The sequence below is a fragment of the Leadbetterella byssophila DSM 17132 genome (assembly GCF_000166395.1).
GTDB lineage: Bacteria > Bacteroidota > Bacteroidia > Cytophagales > Spirosomataceae > Leadbetterella > Leadbetterella byssophila.
In genome coordinates this window covers 1963213-1981635 of the sequence record NC_014655.1, presented here as the reverse complement: position 1 = coordinate 1981635, position 18423 = coordinate 1963213, and the positions used below count along the sequence as shown (strand labels likewise).

Below are 18423 nucleotides of genomic sequence, written 5' to 3'. Positions count from 1 at the left end.
AAGAGCTGATATATATAATTATGGTTACTCCCAAAGTACTTACTACTAGCCCAGGAGGTCATACTTTACATCATAACGGAGTATTTTCTAGGGATGGAAGGTATATTGTTTTTGACGGAAGAAATGATGACACTAAGATGGGTGAGAACAACTACATTGGAGTAGTGGACTTAAAAGAAGGAGGGGAGCGTGTAATCTATTATAGCCCACGACCAGGAGTAGGGGCTGCTTCCTTTAGTCCCGTTGAGGACAAAGTAATTTTCATCCATGGGGTAGGTAACTATGGTATTAGTAATAGAACAGGGGTGGCGGTGGATTTAAAAAATCCCATGCATGGGATTTTTATGGATGCAAGGGATCTGAAGGCTCCTTATGCCCCTGGTTCCTTAAGAGGTGGGACACATTCTCATATGTGGAGCCCAGACGGTAACATGTTGAGTTTTACCTATAATGATGCCTTAGTAGATCCGGAGTTGAGAACGGTGGGAGTGATGTTTCCTTCAAATGTGCAGGCGGAAGAAGGAGAAGGGAATAACTCAGGTACTTATTATTCTTATTTAGTGGCTGAAGTGGGAAAAGGCGGTAAATTAGAAAAGGCCTTTGATGAATGTTGGCTAGACCAGAATACCATTGCTTTTCAAGGCTTAAGTGAGGATAAAATAGAAGTATATCTTGTTAAGGTGGAGGCTAAAACAGCTGATGAAGCAATAGGTGAGAGGGGTCAAAGACCACAAGTTCCCAGTTTTATACGTCCGCGCCAACTAACCCATACCGAAAAGGGTCTTTCCTCAACACGGCATTGGCTCAGGGCTCATCCTTCAGGAGAAAAGCTGTATGCTTTGGCAAAAGATCCAAAGGGACAAGATCAAATTGCGGAGATATCCGCGTCTTCGGGGGAGCTGAAGTTGCTTACTTCACTGCCTTATTCCATTGATTATACCTTTAATCTGAATTCTGAAGGAACCCATATAGCTTTTGTGGGCAATAATGCTGTACATATTATAGAATTGAAGACATTAGATACGATAGTCCTTCAAACTCCTATTGAAGGCAAGATAGTAGGAGCCCCTCACTTTTCTCCTAACGGTAAAGATTTGGTATATAATCAGTACATCAATGATCAATTACAGATACTTTTAGTGGAAAGCGTGTTAAAAAAGTAGGAAGTACTTGTACTGTGCTTATGAATTGATGGTTAGAGCTCGGAGTTTCCCTGCATAAGATGGAACTTTGTGCAAACATTGAAATCATGGCGTTAGAGGCAGTACTCTTTGATATGGATGGGGTTTTAGTGAACTCCGAGCCTTTGCATAGAAAGGCATTCTTTCAAACCTTTGTAGATTTAGGAATTGAAGTCACGGAGGAACAATATTATTCCTTTTCTGGGGCGTCCACGCAGCATATTGCTGATGCTTTGGTTAACCATTTCGAACTGCAAGTAAGTCCTCAATACATAATAGATAAGAAAAGAGCTTATTTTAAGGAACTCTTCTTTAATGATCAGGAATTCGATTTGCTACCTGGTGTGCGTGATTTATTGAACCATTATAAGGATAATGGTATAAAGATGGTGGTAGCATCTTCTGCCTCTAGAGTGACCATACAAATGGTATTTGATAGGTTTGGGATAGAATCTTACTTTCTGGGAAGAGTTAGTGGAGCTGATTTAGAGGCCTCTAAGCCTCATCCTGAGATCTTTTTAAAGGCTGCAGGTTTGACGCAAACACCTGTTGAAGCGTGTATGGTAATAGAAGATGCAACTAATGGTATATTAGCGGCTCATCGGGCGGGAATCTTCTGTGCAGCATTTAAGAGTCCTCATACCCATTTGCAAGATTATAGCCTGGCCAATCTTGTGGTAGAGGACTATAGGGAGTTGTACTTGCCTTTGCTCCAAACTTATTTTTCGTAGTCATAATATTGATATCTTTTTTTTGCTATTACGAAATACTTGTTGTACTATTACCCTTGCTTTTGTACAAATAATCCACGTAATAGGTCAAAAAAATGCTATCCCGTTTATTTTCCGGTAAGAAGGAAAAATCTCCTGAGACTCAGGCCTCCATGCCTTTTCTGATTAAGGCCACCATGGTTTTACTTGGCCTATATCTGGTATGTCAAATTCTAGTGGTATTAGAAGATGTATTAGTTCCTTTGGCCTTTGCCTTACTGATCTCCATTTTATTGAATCCTGTAGTAAATAAACTCGTGAAATGGAGGTTTCATAGGGTTTTGTCTATTGGTATAGCCCTGCTTTTGGCCATAGTTCTATTTGGATCCTTGATTGCATTCTTATCAGTGCAGTTTTCCAGTTTCTCTGACCTTATTCCTCAATTGGAGCAGAGGGTAGAAGTGATCTGGGGAGATCTGCAGAACTGGGTGAGGAGTAATTTTGGCTTATCTACAATAGAGCAAAAGGACATAGTGGAGGAAGGTTTGGATAAGGGGAAAAGTGTAGTAGGGGATACTTTGATGTCACTGATGAGTTTTGTGAGTACTTTGGTATTATTACCTATCTACATCTTCCTGATTCTTTACTATAAGCCCATGTTCATCAACTTCTTCTATGAAGTATTTGATTACAAGCATAGCCAAAGGGTTTCTGAGGTACTCAGTGAGACAAAATCTGCCGTTCAGAGTTATATACAGGGTTTGATGATTGAAACGTGTATAGTGGGAGTCTTAAATTCTGTAGCCTTACTACTACTGGGGGTACCATATGCGGTACTATTGGGAGTTGTGGGTGCACTTTTGAATCTAATTCCGTATGTAGGTGGTCTGGTTGCTATAGCATTGCCTGTGCTATTGAGTCTAGTGACAGAAGATGGTTTATCCTATACCACTCCTCTCCTTATAGTGGCCAGTTATTCCGTGATTCAGTTTATTGATAACAACATCATCGTGCCGCGTGTCGTTTCTTCTAAGGTAGAGGTTAATGCTCTGATCTCTATTATCGTGGTTTTGCTCGGCGGATCACTATGGGGAATGGCGGGTATGTTCTTGTCTATACCTTTTGTGGCTATCCTAAAGATAATATTTGACCGTATAGATGAACTGCAGCCTTGGGGTATGCTTTTAGGCACTAAGATGAACGAGGAATTTTCTTTGGAGGATCTGGGTACTAAAGGTGCAGAACTTAAGAGCGCACTTAGTGAAAGTTCAGAAGATCCTGAAATCAGTTTGTCGGACATTAAGAAATAACACATTCACTAAACTAAAATTTATATGAAGAAAATCCAGCCAGCTTCAAACCCAAAGGTGGAGCAATTGAAAACGCATGTAGTGGACAATGCTAATCAAAGACTCACGACAAACGACGGTAGTCCGATCTACGATAATAATAACACGCTAAAGGCAGGCAACAGAGGCCCATCTCTCCTTCAAGATCACGTGTACTTGGATAAATTGATGCATTTTGATAGAGAAAGAATAACGGAAAGGGTGGTTCATGCCAGAGGTTCTGCAGCGCATGGTGTATTGGAAATTCATGAAGATATCACCGCATATACTTCCGCAAAATTTCTTCAAAAGGGGGCGGTGACACCTCTTTTTCTGAGGTTTTCTACGGTAGCCGGATTTAGGGGTTCTACAGATCTAGCCAGAGATGTAAGGGGATTTGCTATCAAGTTTTATACTGAAGACGGCAACTTTGATTTAGTGGGCAATAATATTCCTGTGTTCTTCATTCAGGATGCCATGAATTTCCCTGATTTAGTGCATGCGGTGAAGCCTGAGCCTAATAATGAGATGCCTCAAGCGGCCTCTGCTCATGATACTTTTTGGGACTTTATTTCTCTGATGCCTGAAGCTGCGCATATGGTGATGTGGGCTATGAGTGATAGAGCCATACCTCGTAGTTTAAGGATGATGGAGGGATTTGGTGTTCATACTTTCAAACTGGTGAATGCGGAAGGTAAAGGGACCTTTGTGAAGTTCCATTGGAAACCTAAACTAGGAGTTCATAGTGTAGCCTGGAATGAGGCTCAAAAGATTTCCGGATTCAATTCTGACTTTCACCGTCAAGATTTATGGGAGGCTATAGAGAAAGGTAATTTTCCTCAATGGGACCTAGGGGTTCAATTGATTCCTGAAGAAGACGAGTTGAAGTATTCCTTTGATATCTTAGATGTGACAAAGATAGTACCGGAGGAGGTGGTACCTGTGAAGATCATTGGAACCATGACCTTGAACCGCAATCCGGAGAATTTCTTTGCAGAGACAGAGCAGTCAGCCTTTGATCCGGGAAGATTAGTGCCGGGAATTGATGTGTCTGATGATCCTCTACTACAAGGAAGAATTTTCTCCTATATGGATACTCAGAATTATAGATTGGGAGGGCCAAATTTCCATGAGCTGCCTATTAACCGTTCAGTGAATCAAAAGCACAATAATCAGTTGGATGGCTTCGCTAAATCTGACATCTTAAAAGGAGAAGTTAGTTATTTCCCGAACAGTAAACAGGCTGGTTGTCCATATCAAGCCATGCTCAAGGGAGAGACGGGATTTCAATCGCACAAACAGCCAGTGGATGGAAAGAAAGTGAGGGAGAGATCTGATTCTTTTGCAGATCACTTTACCCAAGCCAGGTTGTTCTTTAGGTCCCAAAGTCCCGAAGAACAAGATCATATCATTGGAGCATATAGTTTTGAATTAAGTAAGGTTACGGATCCTAAGATCAGAGAGAGGGAATTGGCAATACTGTATCAGATTGATGAGGCATTAGCCTCCAGAGTAGGGGAGAACTTGAATATAACGCCTCCAAAAGAATTGGATCCTTTGACTTTGCAGTTTGTAAGACAAAATCATCCCAACTATCCCATAAAACCTAAGAAGCCGGAAGTGGAGAAATCTGCTGCTCTTAGCATGAAGGTGAAGGAGGGTAAAGGTACCATTGAAACTCGAAAAGTAGCTTTTTTAGTTGAAAATGGAGTTTCAAAAGCCAGTATAGATGCGTTAAAGAGTGCATTGGAGAAAGAGGGAGCTGAGGCTGTTCTGATAGGGCCAAAGGTAGGTCCATTAAAATTAAAAGAAGGTGGTACAACGGATATAGCCCACACTTACTTTACAGATAAATCTGTTTTGTATGATGCGGTTTATACGCCTGCGGGAGACTCAGTAGGAGCTTTGAAGGCAAATCCGGATTATTATGAATTCCTTAACGAGGCATACACGCATTGTAAAGCTTTGGCATTTGCAAAAGGAACTGAGTCATTAATGGAAAAATCCTTTGTAGAAAAGGATGCGGGAGTGATCCTTGAGGAGGGGGGTGATTGGACCCAGGAATTTGTGAATGCTATGAAGATGCATAGGATTTGGGAAAGAGAGAAGGCAAGAAAAGTGCCTTCCTGAATGATGAAGCCCTCGGTTTAAATACCGGGGGTTCTTTTTGTGTGCCCAGCATGTGCAATAACTCTAGGGTGTAAGTCCCGAACACGCCTTTACAGTGGGAAGTGTTAGCTTATGACAAGGGTGTCCACCGTGAGGTGGAATCTGAAGGAAGTCTGAGGCAAAACCTCGATCCGACGAACAGAAACTACATACAAGGCCGCAAGTGTTGGGTGAGGCTGCAAAACAAGCCGAAGCCCTAAACTGTACGGAAACACTATGGTAAATGTAGCGGATATATGAGGTGAAAGTTATTGTTCTTACCTGGGGAGATCTGACTAAACTCTGTCAAAGGTATACGCGAATGCCCGCGAAGAAACATATAGCAGAATAATAATGCTAGTATGCTTTAGTCAGAAGTCAGCAGAGGACATAGTACCCTGCTTCTCTACTTTATACAGGGGAAGGTCTGAATGTTAGAATGGCAAAGGAACCATGAAGTTTATGACGAAGTGTTAAAAGCCGAACCACATAAGAGAACTGCTTGCATGAGGGTAGGTCGGAAACTGATAGTAAAATGCAAGAGGAGCTTAGCTGAGTCGTGCAACGAAGTGGACACAATGCCTGAGGTTTTTTTTTTAGTAATACTATGTTGGAAGAGATATTACACATCCGAAATGTCAAACACGCAGTTGATCGTGTCATCTCTAATGGAGGTGCTAGCGGAGTTGATGGTATGCAGATCGATAATCTTCGTGACTACCTTAACACGCACTGGCAATCCCTGCGATCGGATATTCTCTCTGGCACTTACCGCCCACAAGCTGTTCGGAAAGTAGAGATTCCCAAAGCAAGTGGCGGCAAGCGTATGCTGGGTATCCCAACGGTCATCGACCGTGTTATTCAGCAAAGCATTTCCCAATGGCTTGGGTTAAAGTATGAGGGTGATTTTCACGATAACAGCTACGGCTTCCGTCCGAATCGTAATGCTCATCAGGCCGTCATTAAAGCGCAAGAGTATCTGAACTTGGGCTACACGTGGGTCGTTGAACTTGATTTGGAACAATTCTTCGATCAAGTGAACCACGACATACTGATGCATCTTTTGAGCAAGAAGATTACGGATCGTCGAGTCCTAGCGCTGATCGGGAAATACCTTCGTTGTGGGATTATGGATCATGGTCTTGAACAAAAGCGAACCAAGGGCACACCACAGGGCAGTCCTTTAAGTCCACTTTTGTCAAACATCATCCTGAACGAACTGGATACGGAACTCAGCTCCCGTGGACATCGATTTGTACGTTATGCGGATGACTGTAGTATCTACGCGAAGAGCAATAAATCCGCCACTCGTATTATGCGCAACATCACCAGTTACATCGAATCTACACTAAAACTGAAAGTGAACCGTGAAAAGAGTAAGGTAAGCAAACCTTCCCAAAGTAGTTTACTCGGCTTTAGTTTCTTCAAAACTCAAGGAGATTGGCAGATTCGTATCTCTGCAAAGAGTATCGAACGAATCCGAGAGAAGTTACGTCAAAATACTCGACGTAATACAGCTACTCCTATGCATGAGCGACTGACTAAACTACGGCAAATTATTCACGGCTGGGTGGATTACTTTCGTATAGCAACGAATAAGAAGGTGATGGTAACACTAGATGAACTAGTGCGAAGACGCTTGCGTGTTCTGCTTTGGAAGCAATGGAAGACCGCAGGTAATCGAATTCGGAACTTAATGAAACTGGGAGCCAAACGCTGGCTTGCCTACCAACATGCGAACACCCGTAAATCCTATACTCGGACAGGGACAAGCCCTATCGTTCAAACAACGCTAACAAACTCATACTTTACTAAATTAGGTTACGAAGGATTTGCAGACTACTATTACTGGAGAACAACGCATCAAACGACGTTATTCTAACAAACCGCCTTGGTACGGATCCGTATGCCGGGTGGTGTGAGAGGACAGATAGGGAAATAATCCCTATCTTCCTACTCGATTGAATCACTTTTTGGATCCTAAATAATAAGCCAATACTTAGTAAGGTAATGCCGGCTACTATATAACCTACCCAGTCATAATGTACGAGCGGAGAAGTGGGGCTGGACTGATATACTATAGCACCTGCCACACCTGCTGCTATTCCCCCTGAGAGCTGTTGGAGGGAAGAATTCATGCTCATAAATGCTCCTCTGTCTTGTGCGGTAGGAATGGCACTGATTAAAGCCGTGGATGGAGTCATTCGGGACATGATGCCGATATGCATTAAAAGGTTTAAAGCCAGGACTAAATAGAAGGGGGATGGACCCAGATGGGTATACACCACTACCATAATTGACATCCAGGTGGCAGCTATAGTAAAGATCTTTAGTTTGGAATACTTATCACTCCATTTACCTATCAAGGGCATGATGATTAATGAGGCTACTCCGGCCACCATAAACATGAAGGGAAGTTCAGTTTCCGCTACATGAAGGTTATTGATGGCAAAAACACTCCCAAAAGGTGCCATCATAAATCCACCAACGGTGAGAAAGGCAGTGGTGATGAATCCCATTCTATGCTCCTTTTTGATAAAGGTAGACCAAAGTCTCTGTAATACGGGTTGGGTCTGTTTGTATTTTAAGTGTTCTGTGATCGGTTGCAACTTGAAATGTATAGCGATCGCTATGAGTAGGGCGAGGCTTGCTATGGCTAGGAATGCACTTTGCCATCCCCATAAATGACCGAAGTAAAGTCCTAGAGGAATTCCAAGTACCTGTGAAGCGCCAAAACCCATCTGCATAAAGCCCATAACTCTTCCTCTTTTCTCCAGAGGGAAGATATCTGTCACTATAGCCATGGAGATGGATCCTATTACTCCTCCGAATAGGCCGGTTATAATTCGCGCACCTACTAGAGAGATATAGGAAGTAGCTAAGCCACACATGTAGGTTCCTACTATAAAACCTATATAGAAGAAGAGGAATAGTTTTTTTCTGTCGTATCTATCGGCAAATCCTGCGGTTAATAAGCCTGAGGCGCCGGCACTAAAGGCATAGGCGGAAACTACAATCCCGAACTGGGAAGGAGTAAGTCCTATGGATTTGATGAGGAGGTCTCCCATAGGAGCCATAATCATGAAATCTAATACTACGGTAAATTGTGTGAAAGCTAATAGGCCTATGACCCACTTGTGATAATTGCTCATTGTAAGATTTTAAGTACAAATTCGAAAGATTCTCTCATGTCATTCATAGAAAAGGAGTAAGGTTTTCCTCTGAAGGTTCTTCCTCTTTGATGAAATCTTATGAGATGATTGAGTGGTCCGTAAACTAAGCTAGAGTAAACTTCTCCACTCATAGGTTTTATATTTCCTTTCTCGGTGTGGTTATTCACAAAAAGGGAAAAGTATTCAGTGAGTTGATCGTGCAAGGGTGTCAGTGTTAAATGGTATAGAGGAGAATTTAGGAGGAGGTCATGAAATGCTAGTTGGATAGGTTCTTTTAAGGCAAAATTTGCACGGTTTTCCCATTGAACCCATAGTCCTTCTCGTAGATCCATGTCAGGTGAAAAGTTCTTCAACATAGCTTGATAGTAGGCATCACTAACTTCCTGAGCGATCGTGAAAATGAGGGATTCTTTGTCTTTGAAATAGATATATATGGTGCCAACTGAAATGGAACATGCCTTCGCTAATTTTTGGATGGAGAATTGATCAAATCCTTCCTTCACTATGGAGCTTATAGCATGGGATTTAATCTTATCCAGCTTCGCGTTATCTCTCGGCCTCATACTGCAAAATTAATTTAAATAAATGAACATTCATTCATTTATTTAGCAAAAAATATAGGGGTGAAATCTCACCCCTATAAAGGTTTAGTTCTTAATGGCCTGTGAATTAAGTGCTGTGTCTGCCAGTCCTGTAAGGCTTTCGTCGCATTGCTTTTCTTCATTAAGCGTAGCTAGTAGGAGTTTTAGTCCTTTTTTATGTCCTAAAACTTTAGCAAAAGCGGCCAGTGTTCCGTAAGTGGCTATCTCATAGTGTTCAACTTTTTGAGCAGCTGCTATGATTCCCGCATCTCTGACTGCACCTACTTGGGTTTCTTCCATGATGCCTTCACCTTCTTCTATCAGTCCGGCCATGGCATCACATTTCTCAGCTTTTGCTTTCTTACCTAATTCTTCAAAACATTCCTCTAGTCTTTTGACATGAATTTCTGTTTCCTTCAAATGTTTAGTGATGCCTTTTTTCAGTCCTTCGTCTGAAGCGTTTTTCTCCATCTTTGGTAAGGCCTTTAGAAGGGCTTTCTCTGCCCAATAGATGTCTTTTAATCCGTCTTCATACAGATCATCCAGACTTTTAGCTGCATCTGATTTGGCTTTTACCTTTCCCGCTTTACTTGGAGCGGTGTTCGCTTTCTTTAAGGTGTCCGTTTTAGCTTGATTTTTAGCTGTGGACGTTTCGGATTTTTTTATGCTGCTGGTGTTCATCATTAGTTTGTAGTATGTGAATAATTATTAAAGGTAAGTGCTTCATTTTTAACCACTCAGAAAAGTCCATTAAAATTGACTTAAAATCCAACTTTCAACTTTCACTCGACTCCGAATTTTGGATAAAATTCTAACTCCAAAAAATAGCAAAATGGAGGTTTATAATAGGATTTTGACCGTTTTTGATTTTTAAAAAATTTTATTAAACTGCTTTAGCATCAGAGTAAACACCTCCAAAATGAAGTGTAAATCCGACACATTTTAGGCCATTTTTTTATCATATTTTAACCAAAGCGTAATAAATATTGATAAATGCAAAATTTGCCAAAGATTAGTGGTGTAAATATTTAGGAAGGCAATTAAATATTTTACTTATTTGAAAAACTAACTCTAATCTATTAACTATTTAAACAGGTAAATTATGAAGAAAACTGTACTTCTAATCCTTACCTTCATGATGTGCTCTCTGAGTGCGCTCATGGCCCAGACCAGAACGGTCAAGGGTAAGGTCACATCTGCTGATGACGGAACGCCGGTGCCCGGTGTTACCGTGATGGTGAAGGGGTCCACAAACGGTACCCAAACGAATGCCGACGGAAATTATGAATTGGGGGTTGCGCCGAACTCCACCTTGGTTTTTAGTTTCATTGGTATGATCTCCAAAGAGGTGGTCGTTGGTAATCAAAGTTTGATCAACGTGGTCCTGGAAAGTTCTGAGCAGAACTTACAGGAAGTGGTGGTGACTGCATTAGGTATCCAAAGAGATCAGAAGGCCATAGGTTATGCGGTTTCTAAGGTGGATCCTAACTCCGTACTTCAAAGATCTGAGCCGGATCTATTAAAAGGACTTCAGGGAAAAGTTCCTGGTGTAGATATCCGTGCTTCTCAAGGGGTACCTGGTTCAGGTACACGTATTCAGATTAGAGGTATTTCTTCATTCGGTTTGGATACTCAGCCTCTCATCGTAGTGGACGGTATTCCTTACAGCAATGAGACATTAACTACTTCTAACCAGTCTTCAGGTGGTGCGGCTTACGGTAACGGTCTAGCTAACCTTGACCCGAATGATATTGAAGACATGACCGTTCTTAAAGGTGCAGCTGCAGCAGCACTTTATGGATCTCGTGCTTCTAGAGGGGTTGTGGTAATTACCACAAAATCAGGTAGTGGTAAAAAAGGAGCTAAGGCCATCAACGTTTCTTACAAAGGTGGATTTAGCGTGGAAGAAATTGCTAACCTTCCGGAATTCCAAAACCTATACGGTGCAGGTGCCAACTGGCGCGTACAGGGTGCGAATGGATCATGGGGAGGCAAGTTTGGCCAAGGAAACATCTATGATGCTTCTGGTAATGTTATTCGTAAATCAAGTTCAGGACTAGATTCGATACCTGCCACTACATGGGCTACCATGTATAGAAGTTATCCGGAATTATTCCCTAATGGAATGGCTGTTTATAAAGCATATCCGAATAACGTGAAAGACCTGTTTACTACCGGTAAAGTGTATGAAAACTCGGTTTCTGTTAACGGTGGAGAAGGTAGAACAACCTTTAACGCTACTCTATCAAATGTAAATCATGAGGGTTATGTGATGAACTCCTCATACGTGAGAAATAACATCAGTGTAGGTGGACAAACTGCGTACAAAGGCTTTACTTTCGGCGGTAATGTTGCGTACTCTAAATCCACACAAAAGGGTGGTTTCTTCGGTCAGACTCAAAGCTTTATCAGTCAGTGGGGTAGAACCTTTACCATGGCGAGAAACTGGGACATTGTAGGTTATCCGCAAACTGACCGTTCGGGGAACCAAATTGGTTTCAATGACGGACAGTACACTAACCCGGTTTGGGGGGCTGAACATAACGTAGCTACCTCTGTAGATGATCGTGTAACGGGTAGAGCTTTTGCCGAATACAAAGTGAATTCCTGGATCAACATCAACTATAACTTCGGGGTGAACAGAGCCATGACTTCCCGTGATGAGTTGATCGACAGAAGTTCCTACGGTGGTACAGGCGGTGAAAACGCTTTGGGCTCTTTGAAGGAGGATTTGTATACCACTCAAGAGGTACAATCAACTTTATTAGCCATTTTAAAACCACGTATCTCAGACTTCATGACCTTGGACATTAAACTGGGTAATGATGTTAACTGGAGAAACAGTAGAAGACAGACTGTACACGGTGTAGACTTTATCGTACCGGGTGTTTACAATATCATGAACACGAACATCCGTAGATTCTCTGCTGATGAGAAATACAACAGACGTTTGGTGGGTCTATTTGCTGATGCTACCTTAGGATTCAAGAACGTAGCTTTCTTGAACGTATCAGCACGTCAGGATAGAACTTCAACGCTTCCATTTGAGAATGCTACCTATTTCTATCCGGGAGTTTCAGGTTCGGTGATCTATTCTGATCTATTTGATATCAAGTCAAGCTGGTTTAGTTACGGTAAGATCCGTGCAGGTTGGGCCAAAGTGGGTAATGACGCTCAGCCACAGAGAGGAGAAGATATCTTCGTGATCAACTCTAACGGGTTTATGGGCCTTCCTAGGGCGAGTAGAGGTACTACTACTTATGACCCTAACTTAACACCAGAGTTTACTTCTGAGCTAGAACTTGGTACAGACTTCGCATTATTCAAGAACAGAATCTCCGGTGAGGTGACCTGGTACGACAAGCGTTCTACTAACCTTATCTATGCTATCTCTGTACCTACTACTACGGGTTATAGCTCTTACTATACTAACATTGGTGAGATCAGAAACACAGGTTGGGAGATCGGTTTAAGTGTGAAACCTGTAGTTAAGAATGATCTTAACTGGGTGGTTAGAGGTGCATTCACTAAGAACATTAACACAGTAGAAAGTTTAGTAGACGGTATAGATAGAGCGAACATTGGCTCTATGGCCTATATCGAGCCAGGCATGCCATACGGATACCTTAGAGGAAGTAAAGCCGCTCGTGATGAAGAAGGTAATCTGTTAGTTGACGCTAACACCGGTATGGTTTACACTGACCCTACTCAAGGTATGGTAGGTAACCCAACGCCTAAATTCAAATTAGGTATCACTAACGTGGTGAACTACAAAGGATTTACCTTTAACGTACTATGGGATATGACTTACGGTGGAGATCTGTACTCTGAAAGTGTACAAAGTATGCTAGGTAGAGGTACTACGCGCGATACAGAAGACAGAGAGTGGAACGCAGTGATCAAAGGTGTGGTAGCTAACCCAATCCCTGTAGTAGGTGCTGATGGAGTTTCAAGATATGTACCATTATTAGTGGACGGTCAAAAGATTCCTAACCAAACCAGAATCACTTCTAACGATTTGTATTTCTCCTCAGGTTCTAACGTAGGTACATTCGCTACTAACGGTGCTACTGAATTCTCTATCTATGATGCTACAGTATATCGTTTGAGAGAGATTTCCATAGGATATGACCTACCAAAGCATATTGTAAGCAAGATGAAGTTACAAAATGTAAACATCTCAGTGAGTGGTAGAAACCTTTGGTATATGGCACCTAACATGCCTAAGTATATCAACTTTGACCCTGAAATTGGTTCATTCGGTAGTAGCCAGGTGCAAGGGGTGGAATTATCAGGTGCGCCAACAGCAAAACGTTACGGACTTAACTTGAATGTTACATTCTAAAATTGTTTAAGATTATGATGAAGAAATATATATGCATCCTTTCTACTCTGGTACTCCTGTTTACGAGTACGAGTTGTGAGAAGTTCCTGGATGTGAATAAGAATGAAAACGATCCTACCAGTGTAGGTGTATCCACTCTTTTAACGGCTTCTGAGGTAACCATAGGTAGAGCGTTCTCTATAGGAACTACATTAGGAGATGCCATGTCCTTGTATACTCACCAGTTGACCGGTCGTATCTCCTCTGACCGTTATGCCTTATTGGGATCTAACATTGGCTGGAATGATATCTACAACGCCATTACTAACCTAGATGTAATCATTGAGCAAGGTACTGCTGAGTCAAGATTAGCATATGCGGGTGTAGCTAAGATTCTTAAAGCTTACACTTTCAGTGTGATGGTAGATACTTGGGGAGACCTTCCTTATTCAGAGCATAATAGCTTTAAGCAAGGGATCACTCAACCTAAATTTGACAAGGGTTCTGATATTTATCCTCAATTGATCGAATTGATTGATTCAGGTATAGCAGACATCAATAACACTACCATTAACCCTTCTAAGCCTGCGAATGATGATATCATCTATAAAGGTGATTTGACCAAGTGGAAGAAAGCTGCAAATACTTTGAAATTAAAGATGTATGTGCAGCAAAGATTGATTAAAGACGTAAAGGCAGAAGTGACGGCATTATTGTCTAATCCTGATGGATTGATCAATGCTCAGAACGAAAGTTTCATGGTGACCTTTGGACCTAATGGTGCTACGGATGACCGTCATTCAGGTTACTCCATTTACACTGCAGCTCAGCGTTCAAACGAGATGATCAGCCCTTGGTTCTATGAGATTTTAAAGGGTTATAATAAGGATATCTACACCGGATTAGAAGATCCTAGAATTCCTTATTACTTCTATAATCAGAAGTCGGCTACAGCTGCTCCAGAAAACCAAACGGAATACAGAGACGGAGGATTTATCTCTATTGTTTTTGGTTCTACAGGACCTTTCCGTGACGGATCAAACAGTATTACCATCAGCTTACCGGGTATATATCCTGTAGGTGGTAGATACGATGACGGTGCAGGTATTCATATCAACTCTACCAGTACTATCACTCCTGCCACTGCGGGTACGGGTGCTGCTCCTCAGAAGTTGATCACTTACGCGGATAGAATCTTCTTAGAAGCGGAATTGATCAATGCCGGTATCATCAGCGGAAATGAAGCAGAAGTGTTTAATAAAGGCGTTAAAGCTTCAATGGAGCAAGTGGATTATGTGATTACTAACTATGTGAAGCCATCTCAGTCGGTACCTACTTTAGCTACTTCAGCTAAGTCGGTAGCTTACCAAGAGGCGGTAGCTCAAGCCTTTGCTTCTGCATCTGCTTCTAGAAGGTTAGAGTATATTATGACTCAGAAGTGGATTGCGAACTATGGTTCGGGAGCTACTAACTATGTAGATTATCGTAGAACGAACTATCCTGTGATGTTTGATCCAAATAACCCGAAACATGCTCCTGAAGGTTTATTCCAGCCGCCGGTTGACGGTAACCCTCTGGTTAAACCTCAGCAAGCGGTTCCAGTTTCCGTGTCAAACCCTTATCCTTTGACCTTACCATGGCCACAGGGCGAGTTGGATCTTAACGGTTCAGCACCTCCTCAGAAATCTCCTGGTGCGTATAAACCGTTCTGGTTGCCTTAATGTTTGACGATTAACTTTATTGAAAATGATGAAAAGTACAAAGATATTTATACAAATGATAGTGGCAGGAGCCCTGCTACTGGGAGGATGTAAGGCCAAGTTTATAGGCCTGGATCCAAGTGTAGAGATCTATAAGGTTCCGGGTGTAACGGCGAAAGTGGATGGAAATGCAGCCATTACCCTTAGTGATTTGAATAGCTTCTCAGGTAAGGTGCTGGTGGATCTATACTTTAAAGATCAACCTGGCCCAGATAAGGTGGATATTGTGGTTCGTAAGAACTTGCAAGGCGGCGGTAACGTGAAAGTATTGCAAGAAGGAGTTACTAGTTTCCCTTCAACTATCACGGTTACAGCGGCGCAGTTGCAAAGCTTATTTGGTGAATTAAAAGTGGGGGACACTTATGATGTGGCTCCGAATATTTATACTTCCGACGGGAAATTTGAGGCTTTCCCGGCTAATGGTCCCGGAACAGCTACCAGCGTAACCGGCGCTCCAGGATATTCGGCCTTTGCCAGATTTACTGTCCGTTAAATAAGATCGCCCGGGAAACCGGGCGATTTTTGTTTTGTATCTCACGTGGATTCTTTTCTTTGTAGAAAAAATGAATCCATGGGAAAGTTAAGTTTATTTATAGCCTGTAGCATAGATGGTTATATAGCCAAAGAGAACGATGACCTGACCTTTTTGAAGACTGTAGAGAAGGAAGGAGAAGACTACGGTTATGCCAGGTTTGTAGAGGGGATTGATACGTATCTGATAGGTCGAAAAACCTATGATTATGTGGCCAGGGAGATTGGCCCGGATTATTATATCAAGAATGAAAAAGAAGTGTATGTGGCTACTCGCACGCCAAGGGAAAGAGATGGGAATCTGATCTTTTATTCAGGAGATCTGGTGGACCTAGTGAATAAGCTTAAAGCCCAAGGGAGAAATATTTACTGCGACGGCGGAGGCCAGGTTATCAGGACCTTATTGGAACACCATCTGATAGACGAAATGATCATTTCCATCGTTCCGGTAACCTTAGGAAGCGGAGTGAGATTGTTTCAAGCCGGATTTCCGGAAGCCAAATGGAGTCTACATGAAGTAAAAGCTTATGACACCGGACTGGTGCAGATGAGGTGGGGTTTAAAAAAATAAGGTCAAGGGCTTAGTTTCTTGTAATTTAAGGTCTAAATATTTGGCAAATTCATTTTTTTTGATTAACTTGCATTATAGACTTAATCGAAAAATCCATGTTCTTTAAAAATCAGATTCAAGTTAGAGATATAGTAAGCCTCTTATTTTTATCCATCGTTGCTATGGCCTTCACTTCATTCGGTTCATTCCATCCGGGAGAAATGGGCTTTTGGTTTTCAATAAGTTTTGCTGTTTTTACGGTAGGATTTATTAGGTATTTTCTTAATAAGTACCAAAGGAAGGAGAAGTGAGCTGGATATAGCCGTACACCAGTCCTCATAGGATTCACTAACCTTTAATTTTTCTACATTTTTTTGGGTTAAAATCTAGCTGCACATGCGATAAATAAAAAAAAGGACAAGAATCTCTTGCCCTTTTTCAAACATTAACTATTAGATTTCTAACTTTTTATGATCCTTAACCCTAACTTCGGAGTAAGCTGCCAGAGTCAGCTCCGGCAGTACCCCGGTCCCCGTATGATATGGGGAAACTAAACTACGTCATGTACCTGCCATTAAAGCGTTGTTTTCTACGCCTTATAACGGGGACAGGATTCAGGATCAAGCTTTTCAACTGCCTTTTTCAATGGGAATGTTTAAGAAACCTTTGGCTTGTTCTAATAATACTATACTCTTAGAACTAAGGTGACGAAGAGTGAGGCTCTTGCCCGCATTTTCGTATTTTTCTACTATCTTTTTCAATGCTTCTATGGCAGACATGTCTACTATCCTGGATTCTCTAAAATCCAATACAATAACTTTGGGATCTTCCTCCGGTTCAAGTTTCTCTAAAAAGGCAGTGGTGGAACCAAAGAAGAGTGGACCGTAGATCTCATAAACTTTATTCCCTTCAGCATCAATGCTTTTTCGGGTACGAATTCTTTTAGCATTGTCCCAAGCAAAAACCAGAGCTGAAAGGATAGTACAGCCACTGCAAGATTATGCAGTAGCACAGTGATGGCCGCTACCAAGATGCCTATAAAGATGTCAGAAGGTGGCATCTTACGGATGATAAGGAAGGAAACCCATTGGAAGGTATGGATAGCCACCATCATCATCACCCCTACAAGGGCAGCCATGGGTATTTGTTCTATTATAGGCGAACCAAATAGAATTACACCTAAAATTGTCAGGGCTCCCACTATAGCTGATAAACGTGTTCTAGCTCCTGCATTGAGGTTAACTAATGTTTGAGCTACCATAGCACAGCCACCCATTCCTCCGAAGAAGCCATTCACTACATTTGCTAAGCCATGGCTTCTTGATCAGAGTTTCCTTTGCTTTGCGTAATATCATCGACCATTTGTAAGGTCAACCATGTTTCTATCAATCCCACTCCGGCCATAATCAAAGCATAAGGAAAGATGATATTCAAGGTTTCCCAAGTAAAAGGGATTTGTGGAATTGCAAACTCAGGAAACCCTCCGCTGATAGATGCGATGTCGCTGACTTTTTTAGTATCAATGTCGAAGCAAATCACCAGCCCAAACACTACAATTATGGATGCCAGGGAAGCCGGCACAGCTTTAGAAATCTTGGGGAACAGAAGAACTACTGCTATGGTAAGTAAGGAAAGTGCTATCATGGTGTATAATGCGTTTCCCGTCATCCAAGAATTAGCGTTGGACCTGAATTGAGATACCTAGGCCATAAAGATGATGATGGCCAAACCATTCAAAAAACCGTACATCACGGGCTGGGGGATGAGTCGGACGAACTTCTCGAGTTTGAAGGTGCCAACTAAAATTTGTAATAAGCCGGCAAGTATAACGGCAGCAAAGAGGTACTGTACACCGTTTGTAGCTGCCAGGGAGATGAGAACCACTATCGTAGCCCCGGCACCTCCGGAGATAAGACCAGGTCTACCTCCAAAAACCCCCGTGATTAATCCCATGAGAAAGGCAGCATATAAACCTGTCAGAGGACTAAGTCCGGCTAGGATGGCGAAGGATAGGGATTCCGGGATCATGGCTACGGTCAAGCCCGCTAAAATTTCAACTCCCCTTATCTTTTGCATTACTCCTTCGTTTTTTTGAGGGCGCAAAAATAGACGTTTTGGATTGGGACCGTTCTCCTTC

At 42.0% G+C, this 18423-nt stretch carries 13 protein-coding genes and 1 pseudogene; 9 read left to right on the top strand and 5 right to left on the bottom strand.

Annotated elements, in window-relative coordinates; translation table 11 throughout:
- The first annotated feature begins 20 nt into the window (after positions 1-20).
- The 5 genes from LBYS_RS09360 to ltrA all read left to right on the top strand — a co-directional run bounded on the left by LBYS_RS09360 (position 21) and on the right by ltrA (position 7249).
- Positions 21-1163 carry a DUF3748 domain-containing protein gene (locus LBYS_RS09360; protein ID WP_148225798.1) on the top strand — a complete coding sequence of 381 codons (1143 nt, stop codon included), beginning with the start codon at positions 21-23 and terminating at the stop codon, positions 1161-1163.
- Positions 1164-1249: 86 nt separating this feature from the next.
- A complete protein-coding gene (locus tag LBYS_RS09355) occupies positions 1250-1912 on the top strand; it encodes an HAD family hydrolase (protein WP_041823563.1) in 663 nt (220 codons plus the stop codon).
- A gap of 95 nt (positions 1913-2007) precedes the next feature.
- Entirely contained in the window at positions 2008-3201 is a 1194-nt protein-coding gene (locus LBYS_RS09350; protein WP_013408633.1) for an AI-2E family transporter, read from the top strand.
- A 24-nt stretch (positions 3202-3225) separates the two neighbouring features.
- Positions 3226-5349: a catalase gene (locus tag LBYS_RS09345; RefSeq protein ID WP_013408632.1), complete on the top strand. Its 2124-nt coding sequence runs from the start codon at positions 3226-3228 to the stop codon at positions 5347-5349.
- Between the two features lie 625 nt (positions 5350-5974).
- Positions 5975-7249, top strand: a complete 1275-nt coding sequence (ltrA, locus tag LBYS_RS09340) for a group II intron reverse transcriptase/maturase (RefSeq protein WP_049781352.1) — start codon at positions 5975-5977, stop codon at positions 7247-7249.
- Here ltrA and LBYS_RS09335 read toward each other — a convergent pair.
- The 3 genes from LBYS_RS09335 to LBYS_RS09325 form a co-directional block, all read right to left on the bottom strand.
- Positions 7179-8519 carry an MFS transporter gene (locus tag LBYS_RS09335; protein ID WP_013408630.1) on the bottom strand — a complete coding sequence of 447 codons (1341 nt, stop codon included), beginning with the start codon at positions 8517-8519 and terminating at the stop codon, positions 7179-7181. The genes ltrA and LBYS_RS09335 overlap by 71 nt on opposite strands.
- Positions 8516-9103, bottom strand: coding sequence for a TetR/AcrR family transcriptional regulator (locus tag LBYS_RS09330; protein WP_013408629.1), 588 nt, complete (start codon positions 9101-9103; stop codon positions 8516-8518). Before LBYS_RS09330 ends, LBYS_RS09335 begins: the two co-directional genes overlap by 4 nt.
- Before the next feature lie 84 nt (positions 9104-9187).
- Positions 9188-9805: a YciE/YciF ferroxidase family protein gene (locus tag LBYS_RS09325; protein ID WP_013408628.1), complete on the bottom strand. Its 618-nt coding sequence runs from the start codon at positions 9803-9805 to the stop codon at positions 9188-9190.
- A gap of 418 nt (positions 9806-10223) precedes the next feature.
- On the opposite strand from LBYS_RS09325, the gene LBYS_RS09320 reads away from it, so the two are divergent.
- The 4 genes from LBYS_RS09320 to LBYS_RS09305 all read left to right on the top strand — a co-directional run bounded on the left by LBYS_RS09320 (position 10224) and on the right by LBYS_RS09305 (position 16307).
- Entirely contained in the window at positions 10224-13466 is a 3243-nt protein-coding gene (locus tag LBYS_RS09320) for a SusC/RagA family TonB-linked outer membrane protein (protein ID WP_013408627.1), read from the top strand.
- 14 nt (positions 13467-13480) lie between these two features.
- The gene (locus LBYS_RS09315) at positions 13481-15166 is read left to right on the top strand and encodes a SusD/RagB family nutrient-binding outer membrane lipoprotein (protein WP_013408626.1); all 1686 of its coding nucleotides are present in this window, start codon (positions 13481-13483) and stop codon (positions 15164-15166) included.
- A 25-nt stretch (positions 15167-15191) separates the two neighbouring features.
- Entirely contained in the window at positions 15192-15698 is a 507-nt protein-coding gene (locus LBYS_RS09310) for a hypothetical protein (RefSeq protein ID WP_013408625.1), read from the top strand.
- 78 nt (positions 15699-15776) lie between these two features.
- Positions 15777-16307 (top strand): dihydrofolate reductase family protein, encoded by a 531-nt coding sequence (locus LBYS_RS09305; protein ID WP_013408624.1) that lies wholly within the window; start codon positions 15777-15779, stop codon positions 16305-16307.
- 608 nt (positions 16308-16915) lie between these two features.
- Here the strand turns inward: LBYS_RS09305 and LBYS_RS19810 are convergent.
- Both LBYS_RS19810 and LBYS_RS09295 read right to left on the bottom strand, forming a co-directional pair.
- Entirely contained in the window at positions 16916-17176 is a 261-nt protein-coding gene (locus tag LBYS_RS19810; protein WP_310586256.1) for an STAS domain-containing protein, read from the bottom strand.
- Positions 17134-18314: pseudogene (locus LBYS_RS09295) on the bottom strand (SulP family inorganic anion transporter). The gene LBYS_RS19810 and the pseudogene LBYS_RS09295 overlap by 43 nt, the downstream one beginning before the upstream one ends.
- Positions 18315-18423: the final 109 nt, after the last annotated feature.